Annotated in this window: 19 protein-coding genes; 2 read left to right on the top strand and 17 right to left on the bottom strand. The window is 70.7% G+C overall.

Annotated elements, in window-relative coordinates:
* Nucleotides 1–127: 127 nt before the first annotated feature.
* Nucleotides 128–628: an Lrp/AsnC family transcriptional regulator gene (locus QQK49_RS06470; RefSeq protein ID WP_284303229.1), complete on the top strand. Its 501-nt coding sequence runs from the start codon at nucleotides 128–130 to the stop codon at nucleotides 626–628.
* A gap of 165 nt (nucleotides 629–793) precedes the next feature.
* Here QQK49_RS06470 and QQK49_RS06465 read toward each other — a convergent pair whose 3' ends face one another.
* The 13 genes from QQK49_RS06465 to QQK49_RS06410 form a co-directional block, all read right to left on the bottom strand.
* Nucleotides 794–2,113 carry a bifunctional o-acetylhomoserine/o-acetylserine sulfhydrylase gene (locus tag QQK49_RS06465; RefSeq protein WP_284303228.1) on the bottom strand — a complete coding sequence of 440 codons (1,320 nt, stop codon included), beginning with the start codon at nucleotides 2,111–2,113 and terminating at the stop codon, nucleotides 794–796.
* A gap of 132 nt (nucleotides 2,114–2,245) precedes the next feature.
* Nucleotides 2,246–2,677: a monovalent cation/H(+) antiporter subunit G gene (mnhG, locus tag QQK49_RS06460; protein ID WP_284303227.1), complete on the bottom strand. Its 432-nt coding sequence runs from the start codon at nucleotides 2,675–2,677 to the stop codon at nucleotides 2,246–2,248.
* Nucleotides 2,674–3,000: an MrpF/PhaF family protein gene (locus QQK49_RS06455; RefSeq protein WP_284303226.1), complete on the bottom strand. Its 327-nt coding sequence runs from the start codon at nucleotides 2,998–3,000 to the stop codon at nucleotides 2,674–2,676. The genes mnhG and QQK49_RS06455 overlap by 4 nt, the downstream gene beginning before the upstream one ends.
* Nucleotides 2,997–3,545 (bottom strand): Na+/H+ antiporter subunit E, encoded by a 549-nt coding sequence (locus QQK49_RS06450; RefSeq protein WP_284303225.1) that lies wholly within the window; start codon nucleotides 3,543–3,545, stop codon nucleotides 2,997–2,999. The genes QQK49_RS06455 and QQK49_RS06450 overlap by 4 nt, the downstream gene beginning before the upstream one ends.
* Nucleotides 3,542–5,254, bottom strand: coding sequence for a Na+/H+ antiporter subunit D (locus tag QQK49_RS06445; protein WP_284303224.1), 1,713 nt, complete (start codon nucleotides 5,252–5,254; stop codon nucleotides 3,542–3,544). The genes QQK49_RS06450 and QQK49_RS06445 overlap by 4 nt, the downstream gene beginning before the upstream one ends.
* On the bottom strand, nucleotides 5,251–5,727 hold the full coding sequence (locus tag QQK49_RS06440; protein ID WP_284303223.1) for a Na(+)/H(+) antiporter subunit C: 477 nt from the start codon (nucleotides 5,725–5,727) through the stop codon (nucleotides 5,251–5,253). The genes QQK49_RS06445 and QQK49_RS06440 overlap by 4 nt, the downstream gene beginning before the upstream one ends.
* Nucleotides 5,724–8,747, bottom strand: a complete 3,024-nt coding sequence (locus QQK49_RS06435) for a Na+/H+ antiporter subunit A (RefSeq protein WP_284303222.1) — start codon at nucleotides 8,745–8,747, stop codon at nucleotides 5,724–5,726. The genes QQK49_RS06440 and QQK49_RS06435 overlap by 4 nt, the downstream gene beginning before the upstream one ends.
* Before the next feature lie 46 nt (nucleotides 8,748–8,793).
* Nucleotides 8,794–9,915 (bottom strand): P1 family peptidase, encoded by a 1,122-nt coding sequence (locus QQK49_RS06430; protein ID WP_348536113.1) that lies wholly within the window; start codon nucleotides 9,913–9,915, stop codon nucleotides 8,794–8,796.
* Between the two features lie 2 nt (nucleotides 9,916–9,917).
* Nucleotides 9,918–10,754 (bottom strand): ABC transporter ATP-binding protein, encoded by an 837-nt coding sequence (locus QQK49_RS22645; RefSeq protein WP_348536112.1) that lies wholly within the window; start codon nucleotides 10,752–10,754, stop codon nucleotides 9,918–9,920.
* On the bottom strand, nucleotides 10,751–11,743 hold the full coding sequence (locus QQK49_RS22640) for an ATP-binding cassette domain-containing protein (protein WP_348536111.1): 993 nt from the start codon (nucleotides 11,741–11,743) through the stop codon (nucleotides 10,751–10,753). Before QQK49_RS22640 ends, QQK49_RS22645 begins: the two co-directional genes overlap by 4 nt.
* Nucleotides 11,740–12,636: an ABC transporter permease gene (locus QQK49_RS06420; protein WP_284303221.1), complete on the bottom strand. Its 897-nt coding sequence runs from the start codon at nucleotides 12,634–12,636 to the stop codon at nucleotides 11,740–11,742. The genes QQK49_RS22640 and QQK49_RS06420 overlap by 4 nt, the downstream gene beginning before the upstream one ends.
* 5 nt (nucleotides 12,637–12,641) lie before the next feature.
* Entirely contained in the window at nucleotides 12,642–13,583 is a 942-nt protein-coding gene (locus QQK49_RS06415) for an ABC transporter permease (protein ID WP_284303220.1), read from the bottom strand.
* A gap of 9 nt (nucleotides 13,584–13,592) precedes the next feature.
* Nucleotides 13,593–15,107: an ABC transporter substrate-binding protein gene (locus QQK49_RS06410; protein ID WP_284303219.1), complete on the bottom strand. Its 1,515-nt coding sequence runs from the start codon at nucleotides 15,105–15,107 to the stop codon at nucleotides 13,593–13,595.
* A gap of 288 nt (nucleotides 15,108–15,395) precedes the next feature.
* Between QQK49_RS06410 and QQK49_RS06405 the strand changes: the two genes are divergently transcribed.
* A complete protein-coding gene (locus QQK49_RS06405) occupies nucleotides 15,396–17,228 on the top strand; it encodes an AMP-dependent synthetase/ligase (RefSeq protein ID WP_284303218.1) in 1,833 nt (610 codons plus the stop codon).
* Between the two features lie 42 nt (nucleotides 17,229–17,270).
* On the opposite strand, the gene QQK49_RS06400 is transcribed toward QQK49_RS06405, so the two are convergent.
* The 4 genes from QQK49_RS06400 to QQK49_RS06385 all read right to left on the bottom strand — a co-directional run bounded on the left by QQK49_RS06400 (nucleotide 17,271) and on the right by QQK49_RS06385 (nucleotide 23,250).
* Complete coding sequence (locus QQK49_RS06400) at nucleotides 17,271–18,521, bottom strand: DUF445 domain-containing protein (RefSeq protein WP_284303217.1); 1,251 nt, start codon at nucleotides 18,519–18,521, stop codon at nucleotides 17,271–17,273.
* An 85-nt stretch (nucleotides 18,522–18,606) separates the two neighbouring features.
* A complete protein-coding gene (locus QQK49_RS06395) occupies nucleotides 18,607–19,317 on the bottom strand; it encodes a DUF6308 family protein (protein WP_284303216.1) in 711 nt (236 codons plus the stop codon).
* A 92-nt stretch (nucleotides 19,318–19,409) separates the two neighbouring features.
* Nucleotides 19,410–20,927: a glutamine synthetase family protein gene (locus tag QQK49_RS06390; RefSeq protein WP_284303215.1), complete on the bottom strand. Its 1,518-nt coding sequence runs from the start codon at nucleotides 20,925–20,927 to the stop codon at nucleotides 19,410–19,412.
* Nucleotides 20,928–21,162: 235 nt separating this feature from the next.
* Nucleotides 21,163–23,250: a malectin domain-containing carbohydrate-binding protein gene (locus QQK49_RS06385; protein WP_284303214.1), complete on the bottom strand. Its 2,088-nt coding sequence runs from the start codon at nucleotides 23,248–23,250 to the stop codon at nucleotides 21,163–21,165.
* Nucleotides 23,251–23,448 lie beyond the last annotated feature (198 nt).

Genomic DNA, 23,448 nt, shown 5'->3' with positions numbered 1-23,448 from the left:
CTCCTCGCGGGTGGTGCCGACGACGACGTCGACAGGCGTGAGTGTTCGACCGATGGTCCCGCGCACCGTACGCTCGGCTCAAGTCATCCCGTGATCACGAGACGAACGGCCGCATGGAGGCGCTTCGATGAACACACCGTCCAATCCGCCGGAGATCCTCGACGACATCGATCGACGGATGGTCACCGCCCTCGTCGACGACGGTCGCCTCTCGATGCGGTCCCTGGCCGAGCGCGTGCACATCAGCCGGGCCGGCGCCTACTCCCGCCTGGATCGTCTACTGACCTCCGGCGTCGTCACCGGCTTCTCCGCCCGGGTCGATCCCGCCCGCGCGGGCCTGTCGACCAGCGCGTACGTCTCGCTGTCCATCGCCCAGGACGCCTGGCGCGAGATCCGCACCCACCTGCGGAGCGTCCGCTACGTCGAACACGTCGCCCTGGTCGCGGCCGACTTCGACGTGCTCGTCCTCGTCCGCACCCCCGACAACGCGACCCTGCGCGACGTCGTCCTCGAAGAACTGCAGGCCATCCCCGGAGTCCGCGCCACCCGCACCTGGCTGATCTTCGCCGACGAGGACGGCCCCGGCGCCTGGACCGACGACCCGCGCGACCCGCACCCGAACGGATAGGAGAAGCCCGACCGACCCGAGCCACACGCCGAGACCGCCGCCTATAGGCGGCGGTCTCGGCGCGGACGGGTCGGCATCGTCATCGAGCGCCCAGACCGCCGCCTATAGGCGGCGGTCTCGACGGGACTCGTCGGTGGTGCTCCCCGGACACCCGAGGCCGGCGGGTCAGCGCTTGGCGGCGGCGAAGCCCAGGTCGAGGTCGGCGATGATGTCGTCGATGTGCTCCAGGCCGACGGCCAGGCGCACCAGGCCGGGGGTCACGCCCGCGCCGAGGCGGTCCTCGTCGCTGCCCTGGCTGTGCGTGGTCGAGGCGGGGTGGATGACGAGACTGCGCACGTCGCCGATGTTCGCCACGTGGCTGTGCAGCACGGTCGCGTCGACGAACGCCTTGCCGGCGTCGATCCCGCCGGCGATCTCGAACGACAGGACCGCGCCGGATCCCTTCGGCACGTACTTCTCGGCGCGCTCCTGCTCCGGGTGACCGGGCAGCGAGGCGTAGTTGACCTTCTCGACCTGCGGGTGGTTCTGCAGGTAGTCGGCGACCTTGCGCGCGTTCTCCACGTGCCGTTCCATGCGCAGCGACAACGTCTCGACGCCCTGGGCGATGAGGAAGGCGTTGAACGGGGAGATCGCCGAGCCGAGGTCGCGCAGCAACTCCACCCGCGCCTTGAGGATGAACGCCAGGTTGGCGCCCAGCGGGCTGCCCACGCCGAGATCCCGCGCGAAGACGAGCCCGTGGTAGCTCTCCGAGGGCGTGTTGAGCTGCGGGAACCGGTCGGGATCCTGCGCGTAGTCGAACGTGCCGGCGTCGACGAGGACACCGCCGATCGACGTGCCGTGCCCACCTAGGAACTTCGTGGCCGAATGGATGACGACGTCGGCGCCGTGCTCGATCGGCCGCAGCAGGTAGGGCGTGGCGACCGTGTTGTCGGCGAAGAACGGCACCCCCGCCTCGTGGGCGACGTCGGCGACGGCGCGCACGTCGAGCACCTGCTGGTCGGGGTTGCTCACGGTCTCGGCGAAGAGCGCCTTGGTGGTGGGCCGGATCGCGTCACGCCAGGCCTGCGGGTTCGCCTGGTCGGTGACGAAGGTCGTCTCGATCCCGAGCCTGGCGAGGGTGTACTTGAGCAGGTTGTACGTGCCGCCGTAGAGGGCCGCCGCCGCGACGATGTGGTCGCCGGCCTGCGCGACGTTGAGGACGGCGAACGTCGTGGCCGCCTGGCCGGAGGCCAGCATCAGCGCGCCGACACCACCCTCGAGGGAGGCGATCCGCTCCTCGACCGCCTGGACCGTCGGGTTGCCGAGGCGGGTGTAGATGGGGCCGAGGTCGGAGAGGGCGAAGCGGTCGGCCGCCGTCTGGGCGTCGTCGAACACGAAGCTCGTGGTCTGGTAGATCGGCAGCGCACGGGCGCCGGTCTGGGAGTCCGGCACCTGACCCGCATGGATCTGGCGCGTCTCGAAAGCCCAGCTCGAAGGGTCCGTCATGACAACTCCTCGTCGACGTCGTGGAAGACACCGACCCTGTCAGGACCGGCGCCTCGACCTGGCGCGACCGTAACACCGCGTCCCGCACCCCGGACAGCAAGGTCTCACGGCGCGATACGACGCTCGGGGAGGTCAGGACCGCCGCTCGTCCTCGCGACGACGAGCGTCGTTGAGCGTGGCCACCTTTCCACCGGACTTCTCGATGAATCCGCGCGGCTGCGTCCGCAGGTGAGCACGCGCGAGCAGCTGCGCCGCGGCGGGGATGGTGAGCATCTGGAAGATCCCCACGAGGAGCAGCAACCCGATCACCGACGGGTCGCGCAACCGCAGACCGATCCCGATGAGGACGAGGAGAACACCGAGCACCTGGGGCTTGGTCGCCGCGTGCATGCGGGCGTACAACTCGTCCAGCCGGAGCAGGCCGATGGCCGAGGCCAGGCAGAGCACCGCACCGAAGAACAGGGCGATCAACCCCGCCCAGTCGCACACCAGCCCGACGGTGTCCTGCACTCCGGCGTCCACCGCCACGGCCGCCGCTCGAAGCGTGGTCAGGGTCGTCGTCATGGGGTCCCCCTCGGTCCGGTCTCGGGGAACTCTCTGCCGTCTCCGCCCAACTGCACCCCGTCGCGGTCACGTGCGGCGAACCGCGCGATCGCGACCGAGGCGAGGAAGCCCACGAGGGAGAGGGACACGAGGATCGGCAGCGTGGTGGTGTGCCTGTTGACGGCCGCCTCGACACCCAACGCACACACCATGGTCGACACGAGGACCTCGTTGGAGATCGCGCGGTCGACGGCGCTGGGCCCGCGGATGATGCGCACGACCGCCAGCACGACCGCCGCTCCGAGCATGAGGGCCGTGACGAGGGTGAAGATCGGCGCGATCATGACGTCTCCCCCAGGATCCGATCCGCGTCGCGGGCCAGGGCCCGCAGGACCCGCGCCTCCTGGGCGCGGACCCGGTCGGCCACCATCGGCAGGTTCTCCTCCGCTTCGTCGAACACGTGCAGGATCAGGCGACGCTCACCGGGTTCGAGGTCGACGACCACGGTGCCCGGCACCAGCGCCGTCATCTCGGCGGTGATCATGCCGAAGAGGTCGTCGTCGGTGCGCAGGTCGATCGTCAGCAGGTGTCCCCGCGGCCGGACCCAGGGCGCCACCGCCTGGTAGGCGACGTGGAAGCTGGCCGTCACCAGATCGAAGGCGAACCGCGAGACGAGCACGACGAACGGCCACGGCCGGATCCGCAGACCCAGCTGGAGCGGCGGCAGGGGGTAGGTGATCATCACCGCGACGGCCAATAGCAGCCCCCCGACCACCGAGACCAGCGAGTAGGACCCCCACAGCAACACCCAGACGAGGGTGAGCAGGGCGACCGGCCACGGCTGCAACCGGTACCTCAGCGAACCCCGGGGGCTGACGGACTGACTCACGGCGCACCTCCCGGGAAGACGGCCTCGATGTAGGGGGTGCGGACCAGCAGGTCGGCGGCCGCGCGGTCGGTGATCCCGTACAGCGGTCCGGCGACGACGGTGAGGGAGATGCCGACCACCACCAGCAGCACGGTGGGAAGGACCGTGCCCCGCGGGACCGGTCGATCGGCGATGACCTGCAGACGCGCCAGGCGCTCCGGGTCGAGTTCGAGCGGGCCGGTGGCGACGTCGGCGTACCGCGTGGAGGCGGGATTGCGCAGAGGACCGTCGGGGCCACCCCGCCGCACGGCGGCGACGTGACGGCCCCCGTTGCCCTCGGCGGCCGTGTCCGAGGGGGCCGACCCGTGCACCGACTTGGCCACGAGCTCGGTCACCGGACGCTGCCAGAACGCCCGGGCCCACACCCGCGCGACGGCGTACAGCGTGAGCAGGCTGGTCAACACCGCCGAGGCGATGACGAGGTAGGACAGCCACCCGCCCTCCTGCACACCGCCCTGGAAGATCCCGACCTTGCCCAGGAAGCCCGAGAACGGCGGGATGCCGGCGAGGTTGAGGGCGGGCACGAAGAACAGGATGGCGATGAACGGGGCCGTCTTGGCCAGGCCGCCGAGCTCGTCCAGCGAGGTCGTGCCGCTGCGCCACTCGACCAGGCCCACCACGAGGAACAGGGTCGTCTGGATGACGATGTGGTGGACCATGTAGAAGATCGCGCCCGAGAGTCCCGCCTGGTTGGCCAGCGCGACGCCGAACAGCAGGTAGCCGATGTGGCTGACGAGCGTGAAGGACAGCAGTCGTTTGATGTCGTTCTGGGCGATGGCGCCGAGGATGCCCACGAGCATCGTCAGCAGGGCCGCCCACAGCAGCAGGTTGTTGATGGCGCCGTGGGGGAACAGCAACGTCTGCGTGCGGATGATCGCGTACACACCCACCTTGGTGAGCAGGCCGGCGAACACCGCCGTCACCGACGCCGAGGCCGTCGGGTAGGAGTCCGGGAGCCATCCCGACATCGGGAACACCGCGGCCTTGACCGCGAAGCCGATGAGGAGCAGGACCTGGATGGTGACGGCCGCCTCCGGCGACAGGGCGTCGAGTCGGCCCGCCAACTGGGCGAGGGTCACGGTGCCGGTCGCGGCGTACACGAGCGCGATCGCAGACAGGAAGAACAACGAGGACAACAGGCTGACGAAGACGTAGTTGGTACCCGCGCTCACGCGTTGGGGTGACCCGCCGAGGGTGAGGAGCACGAAGCTCGCGATGAGGAGCATCTCGAAGCCGACGTAGATGTGGAACAGGTCGCCGCTGATGAAGGTCGTCGCGACGCCGGAGATGAGCACCATCATCGTCGGGTGGAAGATCGGCAGCGGCGAGTCGCCGTCGCTCTCGTCCCCGCCGCTGCGGCCCTGCCCGATCGCGAACAACAGGACGCCGCCGGTGACGATGACCGAGACGACGAGCATGATCGCGGAGAGCCGGTCGACCACCAGGGGGATGCCCATGGGCGGCTCCCAGCCACCCGCATGGACGACCAGGGGCCCCTGCGCGTCGGCGAGGAACACCATCCAGATCGAGGCGGTCAGGACGACGCCGAGGGCGGTGAGGCTGATGGCTCGCTGCAGCGCGATCCTGCGGGTGACCACGAGGGTCAGGCCCGCGGCCACCAGCGGCAGCACGACCGGCAGCGGGACCAGGACGGAGGCGAGGCCGTTCATCGTCCGGCCTCCTCGGCCCGTGCGTCGGCGGCTCGGCGCCGGTGCCCACCGGGGTCGTCGCTCTCGTCCTCGGTCGGTTCGTCGCCGGTGAAGTCGCTGTGGGAGATGTCGTCGGCGGCGGCCTTGGCGTGGATGCGTGCGTCCTCGGCGTCGTCGGTGATGGCGTCGGACTGGCGCACCTGCCAGCCGCGGTGCGCGAGGGCGAGGATGAAACCGGTCAGCGCGAGCGTGATGACGATCGCGGTCAGGGTCATGGCCTGCGGCAACGGGTCGCTCATCTCGGACTCGGCCGCCTTGCCGACGATGGGGGCGACACCGGAGGGACCCGCCGCCGCGACGAACAGCAGGTTGATGCCGTTGCTGACCAGGAGGACTCCGAGGAAGGCCCGGACGATGCCTCGCGCCATGAGCAGGGTGATCCCGCAGCCCATGAGGATGCCGACCAGGAGACTGAGCGTGAGGTTGGCGGTCATGTCGTCCTCCTCTCGTCAAGCTCGTGCGGATCATCCTCGTCGTCGGGACGATGCTCCCGATAGCGGTCGTCGTGGATCGACATCACGCGCAGGTGTTCCTTGGCGACGTCCTCCCCGTGTCTCGGCGGAGCCCCGCGGTGGTCGTCGGACTGGGCCGGCGAGTCGTCCCGCGTGCGGCCCGGGCTGGCCTCGATCTGCGCGTCGAGGGCGCCGCCCAGGCTCTGCAGGATGTCGAGCACCAGCCCGACGACGACGAGGTAGACGCCGATGTCGAAGACCAGGGAGCTCACGAGGTGCACCTCGCCGACGAACGGCACCTGCAGGTAGGTGTCCCACGTCTGCAGGACGTCGCCGCCCACGAGCATCGACGCCAGCCCGTTGCCGGCGGACAGGAACAGCCCGATGCCGAGCGGGACCGCCGGCATGATCGGCAGGGTCGCCCGCACCTCGTCGCGACCGCCCGCGAGGTAGCGCAGGCAGATGCCCAGGCCGGCGACCAGACCTGCGGCGAATCCGCCGCCGGGTGAGTTGTGTCCGGCGAGCAACAGGTAGACCGACCACACGATGACCACGTGGAACACGAGTCGCGTGACGATCTCGAGGATGACCGAACGACGCTCCTGCAGGAGGGTCATGCCCTCGGCCAGCCACCGGTCGCCGACGCCGCTGACCGTCACGCGCGAGCGGCGCGCGAGGATCTCGCCCAGCTTGCGGCGGGCGCCCTCGACGTTGGTCTCACGGAGGAAGACCAGGCTGGCGATACCGGTCGCGGCGGCGAGGACCACCGACAGCTCGCCCATGGTGTCCCAGGCGCGCATGTCCACGAGGATGACGTTGACGATGTTCTTGCCCGCGCCGAAGTCGTAGGCGCGCTCCGCCATCCCGACCGAGGCCGGGGTCGCCGTGCGCCAGGTGGGGATGATGAAGGCCAGGGCCGCGGTGACGATGCCGATGCTGACACCCAGCAGGCCCCGCAGGACGAGGGTGCGCCGCGAGGGATCGTCGTCGAAGCGTCCGGGCAGCCTGCGCAGCACCAGGACGAACACGATGATCGAGATCGTCTCGACGAGGACCTGGGTCAGCGCCAGGTCGGGCGCGCCGTGCAGGAGGAAGAGGAAGGCGCAGCCGTACCCGGTGACGCCGACGAGGAGGACGGCACGCAGACGACGCCGTGATCGCACGGAGGCGAACGCCGCGAAGGCGACCGCGACCGCCGTGATCGCCTGCGCCGGGCCGTCGGCCCAGACCATCGGGGCACCCGCCCAGTCGAAACGGCCCAGCAGCAGGGCCCCACCCCCGAGGACGAGGTAGACGACGAGGATGAGCCCGAGGGAGAGCGGCAGCGATCCCCGCTGGATGGCACCGGTGACCTCGAGCGAGACCCGGTCCAGTGACCGCATGACGTAGCGGTAGCTCGCCTGACCGAGGCCGGTCCGCTGCACCCGGGCGTCGTGCGCGGCGGTGTCGCGACGCCGCGCGATCGCGTCGAGCCCGAAACCGAGGACCCAGGTGAGGACCGACAGCAGGAGGGCGGCGTTGATGCCGTGCCACAGGCCGAGGTGCGCCGACTCAGGGAGCTGTCCCATGAGGGCGGCGTGGGCGAGCAGCGGCGCTTCCAGCGACTGCGAGAGCGGACCGGCCACCACCGTGGCCGCGGCGAGGATCGCCGGGACGTAGACGACGGTCCTCGGCAGCTCGTGCAGGTCGAGCTCGCTGACACCCGGTTTGGTCGAGAACGTGCCGTGGATGAACCTCAAGCTGTACATGAGGGTGAGGACGGATCCACCCACGAGGACGGCGAGGACGGCGAGATCGACGGGGTCAGTCAGATCCGAGGTGAAGGCGCCGTAGGCGACCTCTTTGCCGACGAAGCCCAGCATCGGGGGCAGACCGGCCATCGAGGCGGCCGAGATCACCGCCGCGGCGCACAGCAACGGCATCCGGCGTCCGAGGCCGGTGAGACGCCGCAGATCGCGGGTCCCCGTGGCGTGGTCGACCGCGCCGACGACGAGGAACAGCGAGGACTTGAACAGGGCGTGCGCGAGCAACACCGCGAGACCGGCCAGCGCCGCCTTGGGGGTCCCCGCGCCGTTGAGGACCGTGAGGAACCCGAGCTGACTCACGGTGCCGTAGGCCAGGAGCAGTTTGATGTCGGTCTGACGCAGCGCCGCGAGGGCACCGACGAGCATCGTCAGTCCGCCCAGGACGAGCACGATCGGCTGCCAACCCGGCAGGTCGGAGTAGGCCGGAGCGAGCCGCGCGACGAGGTAGATGCCGGCCTTGACCATCGCCGCCGCGTGCAGGTAGGCGCTGACGGGCGTGGGGGCGGCCATCGCCCCGGGCAGCCAGAAGTGGAAGGGCACGAGGGCCGACTTGCTCAGGGCGCCGACGAGGAGCAGGATCACCGCCCACACCGTGTACGCACCGGGCTGCGGCGCGGCGAGGATGTCCGAGAGCCGGTAGGAGCCGGCCTGCTCCCCCAGCATGATGAGACCCACGAGCATGGCCAGGCCGCCGAAGGTGGTGACCACCAGCGCCTCCATCGCGGCCCACCGGCTGGCGCGGCTCTCGGGGCGATGCCCGATGAGCAGGTAGGACAGGACGGTCGTGAACTCCCAGAAGATGAAGAGCATGAGCACGTCGTCGCTGGTCACCAGGCCCAGCATCGCGCCGGCGAAGGCCAGCAGGCACGCGCCGAAACGGCCCAGACCCGGCTCGTCCTCCGCGAAGTACCCCGCGCAGTAGACCAGGACGAGGACACCGATCACCGACACCACGAGGGTCATCAACCACGCCAGGGCGTCCATGCGGAACGCGAGTTCCAGACCGAGAGAGGGCACCCAGGGGAAGACCTCCACCGGTGGGGGCCCGCCCGAGACCGCCGGGTACATCGCCAGTGCCCAGAGGGCCGTGGCCGCCGGGGGCAGCGCCAGGATCCAGAACGCCCGCGTTCCGAGTCGGCCGATCAGGGTCGGCGCGAACAGCGCCACCACGAGGTGGGCCGCGATGAGGGCGATCATGTACGAGGGCCTCCGAACGGTCGAGAGCGGCCAGTCTACTGAACGCTCAACCGTTCCCCGACCGGCCACCACGGGCACCGAACGCGCTGGGGAAGGCGTCGGCGTAGGCGCGCCAGGTTCCCGCCGGTGTGGTCACGGTGGTGGCGGCGAGCACGGCCCCGACCACGGCGCGTGCCACCACCAGCGACGCCTGGGTGAGGATGTCGTGGAATCCGGGCAGGTCAGGGGCGGGCCGTCGGGTCGTCGACAGGCCGAACAGGGTGTCACCGTCGAGCATGGTGTGCGCCGGACGCACCGCGATGCCGATCCCGTCGTGTCCCACACCGGCCAACTTGGCGCACTGGGCCTTGGTCAGGGTGACGTCGGTGGCGACCACGCCGATCGTCGTGGCGAGACCCGGGCGTCCCACGACCTGAGCCGGGACGTCGACGGCGGCCCGTCGGGCGGCCTCCAGGTCGGCGGACGACGGCGCGCGCAGCTCGGCCTCGGGGGTGTCCTGCGGCAGCAGCACGGAGGCCGCGTGGAACGTCCCGTCGGGGGCGACGACCTCCCCCAGGCTGTTGCAGACGACGAGGGCCGCGACGACCGAGCCGTCCGCACACGTGGCGCTCGCGGTGCCGACTCCGCCCTTGAAACCGCCGGCCTTGGCGCCTCGCCCCGCGCCCACGCAGCCGACCTCCACCGGGCCGCCCACCCGGGCGGCGCGATACGCGGCCGCCCCGGTCGCGGCGTCGGGGTGGGCACCGAACACCCCACCCCGGCCGAGGTCGAAGACGACCGCGGAGGGGACGAGGGGGACGACCTCACCGGGCGCCCCCATCGGCAGGCCGATGCCGTCGGAGAACAACCCCGCCATGACGCCGTCGGCGGCGCCGAGCCCGAAGGCGCTGCCGCCCGTGAGGCACACGGCGTGGATGCGCTCGACGACGTTGCGGGGGTCGAGCAGGTCGGTCTCGCGCGTCCCCGGACCGCCGCCGCGCACGTCGACACCGCCGACCATCCCCTCGGTGAGCACGTCGGGGTCGGCGAGGACGACCGTGGTGCCCGACAGGGCTCCGGGCGCCTCGGCCGCGGCGTGACCGACGCGCAACCCGTCCACGTCGAGGATGGAATTGCTCGGACCGGGGCCCACATGGTCGGGATTCGACATCGTCTGGGGATTCGTCACCGTCACCGTTCTCCTTCGCGACCGCGCACGACGTGCCGGCTGGCCTGGGCCGACTCCGGTGCGCGGGCCAGCATCGTCGCGTCCACACCGTGCAGCGCCCGGTCCAGTGTCGGGATCGACCCGACGAGTCGCCTCGTGTAGGGGTGGGTCGGCGCCTCGTACACGTCGATGGCCGACCCCGCTTCGACCACCTCGCCGTCGCGCATCACGAGCACCCGGTCACAGACGTGCCGGATGACCGACAGGTCGTGGCTGACGAGGATGAGGGTCAGCCCGAAGTCGTCGACCAGGTCCGAGAGCAGCCGCAGGACCTGCGCCCGCACCGACACGTCCAGGGCACTGACCGGCTCGTCCGCGAGGAGGATGCGCGGGGAGGGAGCCAGGGCGCGGGCGATCGAGATCCGTTGCCGCTCACCGCCGGAGAACTGGTGGGGGTACCGCTCCCCCACGTCGGGACGCAGCCCCACGGCGGTGAGCAACTCCTCCACCCGCTCCCGTCCGCCGGGACGGTCGAGGCCACGCAGGGGTTCGCCCACGATGTCGGCCACCGTCATGCGGGGGTCGAGACTGCCGACCGGATCCTGGAAGACGAGCTGCAGGCGTTCGCGGACCCGGCGGAGGTCGGCCTTGGATCGCACCCGGTGACCGTCGACACTCACGTGACCGGAGGTCGGTCCGTCGAGCCCGGCGATGATCCGCAGCAGCGTCGACTTGCCCGACCCGGACTCCCCGACGATCCCGACGCGTTCACCGGCCCTCACCTGCAGGTCCACCCCGCGCAGCGCGTGCACCTCCCGACCGCGACCGAACAGGCCCCCGCGCCGGTAGACCCGGGTCACGCCGGAGACGTCCACGATCGGCGCCGCGTCGGCATCGGCCTCGCGGCGGGTGACCCGCTCCCCGCGCTGGACGATCCCGTCGACCCCACAGATCCCGTCGACGCCACAGACGCCGTCGCCCCACGGCGTCCGCCGCCGGAGGAGGGACGCGGCGGGAGTTCCGAGGCGTCGAGCAGGCGCCGGGTGTAGGGGTGGGTAGGGCGGGTGAAGACGGTCTCGACCGGGCCGGATTCGACGATGCGGCCTCGATTCATCACGTGCACACGGCTGCACACCGAGGCGACCACCGGGAGGTCGTGGCTGATGAACAGCACCGCCGAGCCCCGGTCGTGGGTCGACCGGACGATGCGGTCGAGCACGTAGGCCTGCACGGTCACGTCGAGGGCCGTCGTCGGCTCGTCGCACACGAGGAGCGTCGGGTCGTTCGCCAGGGCGATCGCGAGCACGACCCGTTGCCGTTGCCCACCGGAGAGCTGGTGGGGGTAGGCGCGGTAGGAGGAGGCGGGGTCGGGGATGCCGAGCTCGGCCATGAGGGTGAGGGCGGCCTCGCGGGCACTCGTCTCGGTGTGTTCGCGCGCCTGCTCGCTCCTGTCCGCGGCACCCGGCCGGCGGATGAGCAGCGTCTCGGCGATCTGCCGCCCGACCCGCATGGTCGGGTTCAGGGCCGACATCGGCTCCTGGAAGACCATCGACACGTCCCGGCCGCGCATGGCCGACAGGTCACGTTCGCGCGCGCCGACGACGTCGTGGCCGACCCCGGCGATCCGCACCGAACCCCGCGGGGTGAGGTCGTCCGGCAGCAGCCCCATGATGGCGAGCGCGGTGAGCGACTTGCCCGACCCGGATTCCCCGATGAGCCCGACCCGTTCGCCCGGCTCGATGCGCAGGTCGACCCCGGTCACGATCTCGCGGCCGCGGGCCGCGACCCCGAGACCGGTCACGGACAGGGCGGGCACGGCCGGCCCCGGCGTGCCTGCGGCGCCGATCATGTGCGGTCCTTGAGTCGAGGGTCGAGCAGGTCGCGCAGCCCGTCGCCGAGGAGGTTGAAGCCGAGCACGGCCAGGGCGATCGCGGTGCCGGGGATGAGGGCGAGCCGCGGCGCCGACCACAGCATCTCCTGGCTCTCCTGCAGCATGCGTCCCCACGACGGGGTCGGCGGCGGGGTGCCGAGGCCGAGGAAGGACAGCGCGGCCTCGGCGAGGATCGCGATGGCGAACGCCACGGAGGCCTGCACGATGACGAGGCCGACGATGTTGGGGAGCACGTGTCGCACGGCGATGGCGGGTCCGCCCAACCCCGCGAGCCGGGCCGCCGGGACGAACTCCGCCCGCAGCACGGTCAGCGCCCCGGAGCGGGTGACCCGGGCGAAGGTCGGGATGGTCGCGATGCCGATGGCGAGCATGGCGATCGTCGTGCTCGCGCCGTACACGGCGCTGAACATGATCGCGAGCAGCAGGGCGGGGAACGCGAGCAGGATGTCCGTGCCCCGCATGAGCAGCAGCCCGAGCCACCGCGGGCCCATCGCGGCGAGGATGCCGAGGGGAACGCCCACCAGGGCCGCGATCCCGACGCTCACGATGCCGACCAGCAGGGTCGTCCGGGCGCCCACCATGATCGAACTGGCGACATCGCGTCCGAACTTGTCGGTCCCGAGCCAGTGCTCGCCGTCGGGTGGGGCGAGCCGGGTGGCGGCGTCCATGGCCAGCGGGTCGTGCGGGGTCCACACCAATGACACGGCCGCCAGGAGCACGAGCAGGCCGACGATCGTCGCGCCGACGAGCAGGGCCGGGTCGAGACGGCGGCGACGTCGCGGGGTGAGACGCACGGGCGGACGGCTCGCGGGACGACCGGCGGGACGGGCTGCGGACGCGGGACGCTTCATGGTGCTCACCTCCTGCCCGACAGGCGGGGGTCGAGCATCGCGTAGAGGAGCTCGACGACGAGGTTGACCACGAGCACGGCGACCACGAGCACCATGACGACGTTCTGCACGACGAGCAGGTCGCGGGCGGCGACGGCGTCGAGCAGCAGGCTCCCGAGGCCGGGGACGACGAAGACCCGTTCGACGACGACGGCACCCACGAGCATGGTCGTGAGCTGCAGGGCGAGCACGGTGACGACGGGGATCGAGGCGTTGCGCAGGCCGTGTCGCACGAGGGCCGGCACCGGACGCAGCCCCTTGGCGCGGGCGGTGCGCAGGTAGTCCTCCCGCAGGACGTCGAGGACGGCCGAGCGGACGTACCTGGTCAGGACCGCCGCCTGGACGAGGCCGAGCGCGAGCGCGGGCAGGATCAGGGAGCGGACGAAGGCGATCGGGTCGAGGACGGGCGCCGTCCAGCCGCCGGCGGGCAGCCAGCGCAGGTGCACGGCGAAGAGCGTGATGAGCAGGATGCCGGCGAGGAAGGAGGGGATCGCCATCCCGATCTGGGAGGCGGCCGAGACCAGCACCCCGCTGGGCCGGCGGTGGCGCCACGCGGCGAACGTGCCCGCGGGCACGGCGATGACGACGGCGACGAGCATGGCGGCGGCGACCAGCCACGCGGTCACCCCGAACCGGTCGGCGATCTGCGGTCCGATCGGCATCCGGGACAGGTAGCTCGTGCCGAAGTCGCCGGTCAGGAGCCCACCCACCCACTCGGTGTACCGCTCGGTCAGCGGCGCGTCGAGGCCGAAGTCGGCGCGCAGCCGCGCCACCGCCTCCTCACCGGCGTTGAGGCCGAGGGCCACCCGCGCCGGGTCGCCGGGCAGGACCTGCATGAACGCGAACACCAGCAGCGAGCTCACGAACAACGCGAGCGCGAGGCCGGCGAGCCGCCGCAGGACCACCATCGTCGAGGCTCAGCCGCGCGCGAGGGTGGTCAGGTCGAAGGACTCACCGACGGCGTTCTTCGGCAGCCCGGTGATGTCCTTGTCGGCCACCATGAGGTTGGGCAGGAGGAACAGCCAGTCCGAGGCGGCGTCGGTGGAGATCGTCCGGGCGACCTCGCGCATGGTGGCAATCTGGGTCTGCTCGTCGCCGGCATCGGCCTTCGCGAGTGCGGCGCGCACCTCGGCGTTGTCGTAGTGCAGGTAGTAGTCGGGGTTGCCGTACAGGGTCGGCAGGTCGCGCGGCTCGACGTGGGCGACGATCGAGGCGTCGTAGTCGCCGTTCTTCATCACCTCGGTGACCCACCCGGCCGGGAACTCCAGTTGGTCGAGGGTGACCCTGAACCCGACCTTCTCCAGGTCGCTCTTGACGACCTGGCCGCACGAGGTGGCGTAGGGCAGGGTCGGCAGGCGCAGGCGGATCGTCGGCGTGGGGTTGCCGCTCTCGGCCAGGAGCGTGCGGGCGGCCTCCGGGTCGTGCGGGTGGATCGAGGTGAGGTCCTCGTACCAGGGGTCGGTCGGCGGCACCATGCTGCCGATCCGGCTGCCGCGACCGGCCCAGCACGTCTGCAGGAGCGCGTCCTTGTCGATGGCCTGCCGGGCTGCCTGACGCACCGACCGGTCGTCGAACGGCGCCTTGGCGTTGTTGAACGACAGGACGACCTCGCCGTTCGTCGTGCCCTCGATGACCTGGAAGCGCTGGTCGCCGGAGAACTGCCCGAGGGCCTCTGGCGCCTGGATCGTGGAGATGACGTCGATGGAGTCGGTGAGCAGGGCGTTGTTGAGAGCGGTCGGGTCCTTGAAGTAGCGCAGGGTGACCCCGGTGAAGAACGGCGCCTGGCCCCAGTAGCCGTCGCGACGGACCAGGTGCAGGTGGTCCCCGCGGGTCCAGCGGTCCACGGTGTACGGGCCGGTGCCGACGGTCTTCGTGGCGAGCTCGTCCACCCCGGTCCGCGAGAACATCGCGCCGATCCGGGTGGTCATGCGGTAGAGCCAGTCGTTGCTCGGACGGCTCAACGTCACCGTCAGCGTCGTGGGCGACGTCGCCTCGGCCTTCTCCACGACATCCATGGCGTCGGCCAGCGACGTCGTCCAGTCGTCCTTGACGCGCTCGATGGAGAACACCGCGTCGTCGGCGGTGAACGGGGCACCGTCGGAGAACGTCGCGTTGTCCACGAGGGTGAAGGTGTACGTCTTTCGGTCGGCGGAGATCTCCCAGCTCGTGGCGAGCTTGGGGACGATGCGCCCCTCCGCGTCGATCGCCACGAGAGGTTCGTACACGTTGTTCAACAGGGCCTGCGGGATCGCGGCGCCGTCGGTGGTGGTGAAGTCGAGGTTCGCGGGTTCGGCCACCATCCCCACCGCGAGATCGGTCGAGACGGCCGCCCCGGACGGGCCCGAGGAGGACCCGGCCCCGGCCGAGCAGGCCGAGAGCGTGCCGGCCCCGAGAAGTACTCCGGCCAGTGTGAGCGCGGTGAGTCGGCGCATGACTACTCCTGTGGGCCATGGGCGGGTCGAAGACGGCGGGCTCTCCCACCGGGAGGCCGGAGAGCGACACCGTCGCGAGCACGACGGTAGCCGACGCCGACGCCAGGACGAACTCGGCGAGGCGGCAACGAAGCAGGCAGCGGGGCCGAGGGCACCCCGGACCTCCCGCCGCCACCGGGATCGACGATGGTCCGCCGGGAGCGTCCGGGCAGTCGCCCTCGCGGCGTGCCATCGTGGCCCCGTCTGACTTACGGTGGGGTAGCCCACCGAGGGATCGAGGAGCTGCCCGTGCCCCACCGCAACCTGACGACGTGGCTTGCCACGAGCATGAGCCGGAACGCCGAGCTCGTGGCGCTGCGTGTCCGCCGAGAGGGTCGGTGGGAGACCACGACCTACCGCGAGTTGGGCGACATCAGTGTCCGGTTGGCGGTGGCCCTCATCGACCTCGGGTGCAGCCGTGGCGACCGGGTCGCCATCCACGCCGGTAACTCCCCCGAGTGGTCGATGATCGACGTGGCCTGCCTGCGCGCCGGAGTGATAAGCGTGCCCATCTACACCACGAGCACCCCGCACCAGATCGCGCACGTCCTGCGCGACAGCGACGCCTCGGTCGTCTTCAGCGGCACGCCCGAGCTCCTGGCCAGGGTCGAGGAGGCGCTCCCGCTGCTCGATGCGGGCGATGCCGACACCAGCGACGGTGGCGGCAGCGCGACTCCCCCGGCCTCCACCAGGGTCCGTCGCGTCCTCATGGACGGTCAGGCGCAGGGCGTGACGACCCTGTCGCAGCTGCTCGGGGCGACGAGCGCCACCGGGGCCGGCGCGGAGACTCTGGCCAACCGCGAGGCCGTCATCGAGCCGGACGACCCGGTGACGATCATCTACACCTCGGGAACCACGGGCGATCCCAAGGGCGTGGTCCTCACCCATCGCACGTTCTGCCACCAGCTCACGGCCATCGACGACCGCTTCGCCATGCCACGCGGCAAGCGCAACATGTCCTTCCTGCCGCTGAGCCACGCCTACGAGCGGGCCTGGACCTATGTGGTCCTCGCGAACGGCCTGGAGAGTTGCTCGGTCACCGATCCCAAGTCCGTCGCGCAGGCCATGCTCGACATCCGCCCGGCGACCTTCGTGTCGGTCCCCCGCCTCTACGAGAAGGTCTACGCGGGCGCCCACGCCAAGGCGGGTACCGGCACGAAACGCCGCATCTTCGACTGGGCCTTCCGCATCGGCGGCATCGTGCAGATGCGCCGGATGACCGGACGACCCGTCCCCCGCGCCCTGGCCGCGCAACACGCGCTGGCCGACCGGCTGGTCCTGCACAACGTGCGCGACGCCGTGGGCGGCCCCAAGCACGTCATGGCCGCCGGTGGCGCTCCCCTGCGCCGCGAGGTCGAGGAGTTCTTCCTCGCCGCCGGCCTGCACGTCTACCAGGGGTACGGACTCACGGAGACCTCGCCGCTGGTGTCGTGCAACGCGCCCGGGGCGACCCGGTTCGGCACGGTCGGCACGCCGGTGCCGGGTACCCAGGTGCGCATCGCCGCCGAGACCGGCGAGATCCTCGTGCGCGGTGAGAACGTCATGGCCGGCTACCACGGCCGCCCGGAGGAGACGGCCGCGGTGATCGACGACGACGGCTGGTTCCACACCGGCGACGTCGGCTACCTCGATCGCGACGGATATCTCGTCATCACCGACCGCATCAAGGACCTCATCGTCACCACCCAGGGCAAGAACGTCGCGCCCGGGCCCATCGAATCGGCCCTGTCCGCAGACGCGCTCGTCGAGGCCGCCGTGGTCGTTGGTGACGGCCGGCCCTATCTGACCGCCCTGATCCAACCGACGTTCGAGGAGCTCGAGGCCTACGCCCGCGAGCGCGGGTGGCCGTTCGAGACGCGCGAGGATCTCCTCGGGCTGGGCGAGGTCGAGCAGTACTACGACGACCTCATCGGCCGGATCGGCCGCAACGCCGCCAAGTTCGAACGGATCCAGAAGTTCCGGCTGCTCGCCGAGCCGCTGTCGATGGACGCCGGTGAGCTGACCCCCACGCTCAAGGTGCGTCGGCGTCCGGTGGAACACCGCTACGCCCACCTCATCACCGACATGTACGAGATCGGCTGAGCGCCCACCTGTCCCGCAGCTGCGTCCTGCCGCGTGCGGGGCTCAGGCCGCCAACCCGCTGAGGGCGTGGATGAGGAATCCGGCGAGTCCGCCGACGACGGTGCCGTTGATGCGGATGAACTGCAGGTCGCGTCCCACGTGCAGTTCGATGCGCTCGGCGGCCTCCTTGCCGTCCCACCGCTGGATCACTTGGGAGATGACCGGCACCAGCTCGGCGCCGTAGGTGTCGACGAGCCCGGCGATGATGTCCCCAGCGCGGCGTTCGACGCGGGTGCGCAGGTCGGGGTCGTGCTGCAGCCGCTCGCCCAAGGAGACGAGTTCTTCGTGCAGACGGGTGCGCAGCCGGCCCTCGGGGTCCTCCATCGCGTCCACCAGGGTGCGCCGCAGGACGGCCCAGAGGCTCATCGCGGTGTCCATGGTCTGCGGATGGGTCAGGAAGGTCTCCTTGAGCTCCTCGGCGCGCCGCATCGTGGCAGGGTCCTCACGCAGGTTGCGTGCCAGGTCACGCAGGAGGTCGTCGACGGCGAGGCGGACCCGATGGTCGCGGGTGTCGCGCACGTCGCGGACCCACCGGAGCGCCTCGGTGTGCAGCCGGTCGACGACCATGCTGTTGACCCACAGCGGCGACCACGTGGGCGCCCGCTCCCCCACGACGGAGGCGAACGTGTCGGGGTTGTCGAGCAACCAGTCGTGCGCCTCGACGACGACGAGGTCGACCAGGTGGCGGTGCACGTCGTCCTCGACGACCTGCCCCAGCAGCGTGCCGGCCAGCGGTGCGACGGGTTCGCGGACCAGCCGTGGCATCACGGAGTGTTCGAGGACGGCCTGCATCTCCTCGTCGGTGACGTGCTCGAGCGCCCGCCGGGTGAGTGCGGAGGCGTGCACGACGACACGCTCGCTGTTGGCCGGGTCGGCGAGCCATCGCCCGGCGCGCGCGGCGGCCTCGGAGCCGGCCAGCCGTTCCCGCGCCGCCTCGCCGGTGAGGAAGTGACCCGCGACGAAGTCCTCGAGCGACTTGGCGAAGACGTCCTTCTTGCGAGGCACGAGGGCCGTGTGCGGAATGGGGATGCCGAGCGGGTGCCGGAACAGGGCCGTGACGGCGAACCAGTCGGCGAGCGCGCCGACCATCGCCGCCTCGGCCGTGGCGTTCACGTACCCGAGCCAGCCGTCCCGGTGCATGGTCAGCACGAACACGACGATCGCGAGCACGAACAGCGAGGTGGCGACGGCCCGCATGCGGACCAGCCCCCGCCGTCGGGACTCGTCGGCGGCGGTCAGAGCGATGGACGTCATGGGCCCGATTCTCCACCGCCGGCCGGAGTGGCACACACGGGTCCGGCCTCCGGCGCGCCGGGACGTACCGGAGGCCGGCGCGAGCTCAGAAGGTGTGCGGGGCGTGCATCCAGATGCAGACGTCCAGGTGCCGCAGCAGGTGCGCCGGGTTGCCCACGTCGACGGCGTCGGACTCGGCGGTGCGGGTGATGAGGCGGGTCAGCCGGTCACGCACCTCCTGCTGACCGATGACGTACGCGAACACCTGCCAGTCGATCTGGTAGCGCGAGGGCCAGGTGCCGAGGTAACGGCAGACGACCTCGTCGCGCACCGGAAAGAGGTCGGGGCGCTTGCGGGCACAGAGCTTGGCCGCCGTCACCCAGTTGACGGCGTACCGGTCGCGCGCCGGCGGGACGAGCGACCGCAGGGTCGTGTAAAGGTCGTCCATGGCCGCGAGCAGCTCGGGGGTGACCTCCTCGAGCTTGGCGTCGACGGGCAGCCGGTCGAGGGAGAGGAGTTCCTCGACCTTCTCCCGCACCCCGCCGTCCTCGAGCAGCGCCCGGACGGTGGCCGGCGGAACCGTGACGTCGAGCAGGCTGACCGCCAGCAGGTCGCGCTCGGTGACCCGGGTGGGCGCGTCGTCGGTGAGCTGGGTGAAGGTGGCACCCGCGTAGTTGCTCTGCCGCTCGTAGTACCGCACGAGACGTTCGGGAGTTCGTGGATCACGCAGCACGGTCAGCGCCCGATCGAGGGCACCGGCGTAGAACGGTTCGGCACGACGCCAATCCGCGGGGACGGGCAGCGTGAACTCGGTCATGGTGGTCTCCTGCCGCTACGGGTGTCCTCCCAGCGTAGAGGGGGCGAGGCACCTGTGACCGACCGGTTCACCGCAGGTGTGTCCGGTGCCACTCATCCGACGTGCAGGTGCCTCTCCACCAGCGCGCGCAGCTCGCCCAGATTGCCTTCGAGGCGTTCGCTCAGGCCGTCGTCGGCGTACCCCTGGAGTCCGGCGGCCACCGAGTCGATCAGCCCCGGCGGGAACACGTCGTCCTCCTCGTAGATCGCCCGCGCGGCCAGCAGAGCGCGGCCCGATTCGGCGCACGAGGCGGGCAGCTGCTCGAGATCGGCGACGTCGCCCGCGTCGATCTGGACGTACAGACGCTCGGCGGTGGTGAGCGCGCCCGGGTCCTCCAGCCCGTGCCGGGCGGCGACGGCCAGCGCCGCGAGGTAGAGATGCACCTGCGCCGAGCCGTCCCCGCTGCGGATCTCCACCGTCTGGGGATCCATGCGGGTCACGTCCTCGTCGGTGGCCGGGTCGGCGGGCTCCTCCGGGTTCGCATCGAGGCGCATCCGTTCGCCGACACCGCCCCAGCCGAGGGGCACGCGGACCAGGACCGACCGGTTGCGGTCTCCCCAGCAGATGCTCGTCGGCGCCTCCTGGTGCGGCACGAGCCGCAGGTAGGAGGTGGGCACCGTGTTGCCGAACGCGGTCAGCGAGGCCGCGCAGGTGAGGTACCCGGCGATGACCTTGCGCGCGTCCTCGCTCAGCCCGTCGCGGCCGACGAACGCGTTGCGCCCGTCGCGCACGAGACGGGTGTGCACGTGCAGCCCGCTGCCGGCGTGCCCGACGACGATCTTGGGCGCGAAGCTCACCTCGAGGCCGTGCCGGTAGGCCACCTCGCGCAGCACCCACTTGGCCAGCACCACCTGGTCGGCGGCCTCCTCCAGCCCGACCGGGAGGAACTCGATCTCGCCCTGCACCATCTCGCGGCCCTCGTGGATGATGTTGCCCACCTCGGCGTGCCCGTACTTGATCTGGGCGCCCATCTCGGCCAGGCGCATCATCGCCTCGTGGCGGATCGCACCCCACTTGCTGAACGGATGCGACTCGTGGTACCCGCGCTGCTCCACGATGGGATAGATCGTGTCGACGTCGGCGAAGACGTAGTACTCCAACTCCCCCATCGCCTCCAGCCGCGCACCGGTCCGCTCCTCCAGCGACCGCGCGGCCTTGCGCAGGACGTTCTCGGGAGCCGAATCCAGCGGCGCACCGGCTCCGTCGTAGAACGAGCAGAGCAGGTCGAGAGTCGGCTCCGAGGCGAAGGGGTCGACGAACGCCGTGCGGTAGCGCGGGATCACGTACAGATCGCTCGAGCGCGCCGACACGAAGGAGAACAGGCTGGACCCATCGACTCGCTCGCCGAACGTCAGCACCGACAGCAGGTGCTCACGGCTGTTGATGACGAAGTTCAACTTCTTCAACCGCCCGTCCCCGGCGACGTAGCGCAGATTGAGCATCCGGATGCCCAGCTTCTCCACCGCGGTGACGATGTCGTCGCGGGTGAACTCGCTCGCGGGCTTGCCCAAGAGGCGGACGAGAGGGTGGGGGTTGAGGGCGAGGCGGGGGTCCTCGTGGTCGGCGGTCATCGGGAGCTCCTTCGGTCCTTCGACGGTGCCTCCATCCTCATCCCGCGGACACCTCGCCGTGTCCAATTCGACCGACTCCCTTTCGACCGGACCCTGTCGACCGGTCCGTGTCGAGCGAGCCGGGTCACTCGCACGCGCACACGACGACGGCCCGCCACCCTGGCAGGGGGTGACGGGCCGTCGCACGGTTCACGGCAGGGGCCGATCAGGGGTTGTGGCTCCTTCGAGCCCGACCTCAGGAACTACGGCCGAGCAGACCCATCCAGCGCTTGTACTCGGCGCTGGCCTTCGGGTTGTACCCGGTGAACAGGTCGGAGCGGATGTAGCTCATCGTCTCGGAGAAGTAGCTCTCGTAGCCGATGTGGTCGCGGTTCTTGTTCATCCAGTCGTACACGAAGTTGATGTACTTCGGGTTGTCGCCGCCGCTGGCGGAGTTGGCCGGAGCGATGCCCCACTCGGGCAGGACGAACTTCTTGCCGCGCTCCTTGGCGAAGTTCAGCCAGAAGTTCCAGCCGTAGTCACCGTCACGGTGCCGCGCGATGTTGGCGTCGGTGGTGTAACCGGGCCACCAGTCGTAGGCGTCGATGCCGATGTAGTCGACGTAGGCGTCACCGGGGTAGAACACCCGAGCGTCCTTGGTGCCGGTCTGGCCGGCGCCCTCGTTCGGGACCCACGCGATGCGCAGGTTCGGTCCACCCTTGCGGATGGAGGTGACGGCCTGACGGTAGGCCTGCTTCCAGTCCTCGGCCTGGTTGGCCCACGCGGCGGCCTTCCAACCCGGCAGGTTCATCTCCCACCCGAGTCGGATGTAGGCGTCGGGGTACTTGGCCGCGATCGTGCGAGCCAGACGCTCCCACTGCGCGTTGTACCCGCCGGCCTTGGCGGTGGCGAGGTTGCCGTCGTTCGGCCACAGCGGAACTCCGACGTCGAGCGTGCCCTGGTACCCGGCGGGGATCCGCTCGTTGTCCATGAACCACGTGCCTTGCATGGAGTTCCACGACTCACGGCTGGGGAACACCGTGATGACGTCGATCTTGCGGCCGCGGCTCTGCTCCCACTTGGTGGCCTCACCGGCGCGGTTCATGGGGTACATGCCCGAGTCCCAGTGCATGCCACTGAGCTTGCCGTACCGGCTGTTCGTCGTCGGCTTGGGGGCCGGCGTCGTGGGGGCCGGCGTGGTCGGCGTCGGAGCCGGGGTCGTCGGCGTGGGCGCCGGCGTCGTCGGGGCCGGGGTGGTCGGCGTGGGCGTCGGGTCGCCCGGCTGGGCGTTCTCGACCCGGTTGACGACGATGGCCGAGACCAGACCGATGTCCGCCTTCGCGGTCCACTTGAGGTCCAGACGGCCGTCGTTGACCTGCGTGCGGAAGGTGCGGTCGTAGGCCGCGTCCTTGCCCACCGCCTTGACGATGTCGACGTCGCCGAGCACACGGGAGCCCTCGGCGTGGACGTCGAAGACCCGCTGACCCGCCTTGGTCCACCACTGCTCACGCATCTTGAGCGTGACGTCGTAGGTGCCGTTGGGCAGAGTCCGCGTCCAGGCGGTCATCCCGACCTGCTCGCTGCGGTAGAGCTCGGTGTCCTTGGTGTTCTTGATCGTGGCACCGGAGCCGTAGGACTGGTGGTACTTACCGCCGGAGAAGCCCGACTGCGCGGCGTAGACGTTGCCGATGCTGTCCTTGACGGCGACCGGCTGGACCGACATCCGGGCCACGACGCGCTTGGTCTCCTGGACCGGCTGCTCGGGCGTCGGCGTGGTCGTCGGGTCGGCGATGCGGGTGATCTGCAGGGCCGACAGCAGCGCGGAGTCCTTCTTGGCGGGGAACCCGAGGTCGAGACGACCGTCGGAGACCGTGACGTCGAAGCTGCGGTCGTAGGCCGCGCCCCGACCCACGGCCTTGACGATGTCGACGTCGCTCAGGGCCGCGCGGCCCTCGGCGGTGACGTCGAAGACCCGCTGACCCGCCTGGGTCCACCACTGCTCACGCATCTTGAGCGTGACGCGGTAGGTGCCGTTGTCGACCGGCTTGGACCAGGAGGAGAAGCGGACGAGCTCGGGGTAGTACAGGCGCGAATCGTTTGCGCCGGTGATGTTCCCGGAGGTGTAGGACTGGTTGAAATCACCCTTGTCGAAGCCCGTGCGGGCCTCCCAACGGGTGCCGTCGGACGCGGTGAACGCGTTCGGTGCGACGGTCATGCGGTAGGTGTCCCCGACTGCGGCTGCAGCGGGGTCGGTCGTGGCCAGGACCGCGGTCGCGGTCGCCGAGAGGGCGAGGGCGACGGTGGTCAGGATGGAGGCAGGGCGACGTGGCGCGAACGTACTCATGTGGCGGAGTTCTTTCGGCAGGGGGTGTTGAGACTCCCCACAGATCGACCTGCCGGGTCGGGGCTCAAGGCAATCCGCGACTCACGCCGACCGGAGCGTTACACCTTTTCCTGTCGTGTAGGAGTCGACTGGTCGACCGACCGTGACCAATTCGTTACCGCTGCAAGAACATCGCGGCCAGGTGGCGGCCCTGCAGGT

The organism is Mobilicoccus caccae, from assembly GCF_030161635.1.
Lineage (GTDB): Bacteria > Actinomycetota > Actinomycetes > Actinomycetales > Dermatophilaceae > Mobilicoccus > Mobilicoccus caccae.
This window is presented reverse-complemented; position numbering and strand designations above follow the sequence as displayed.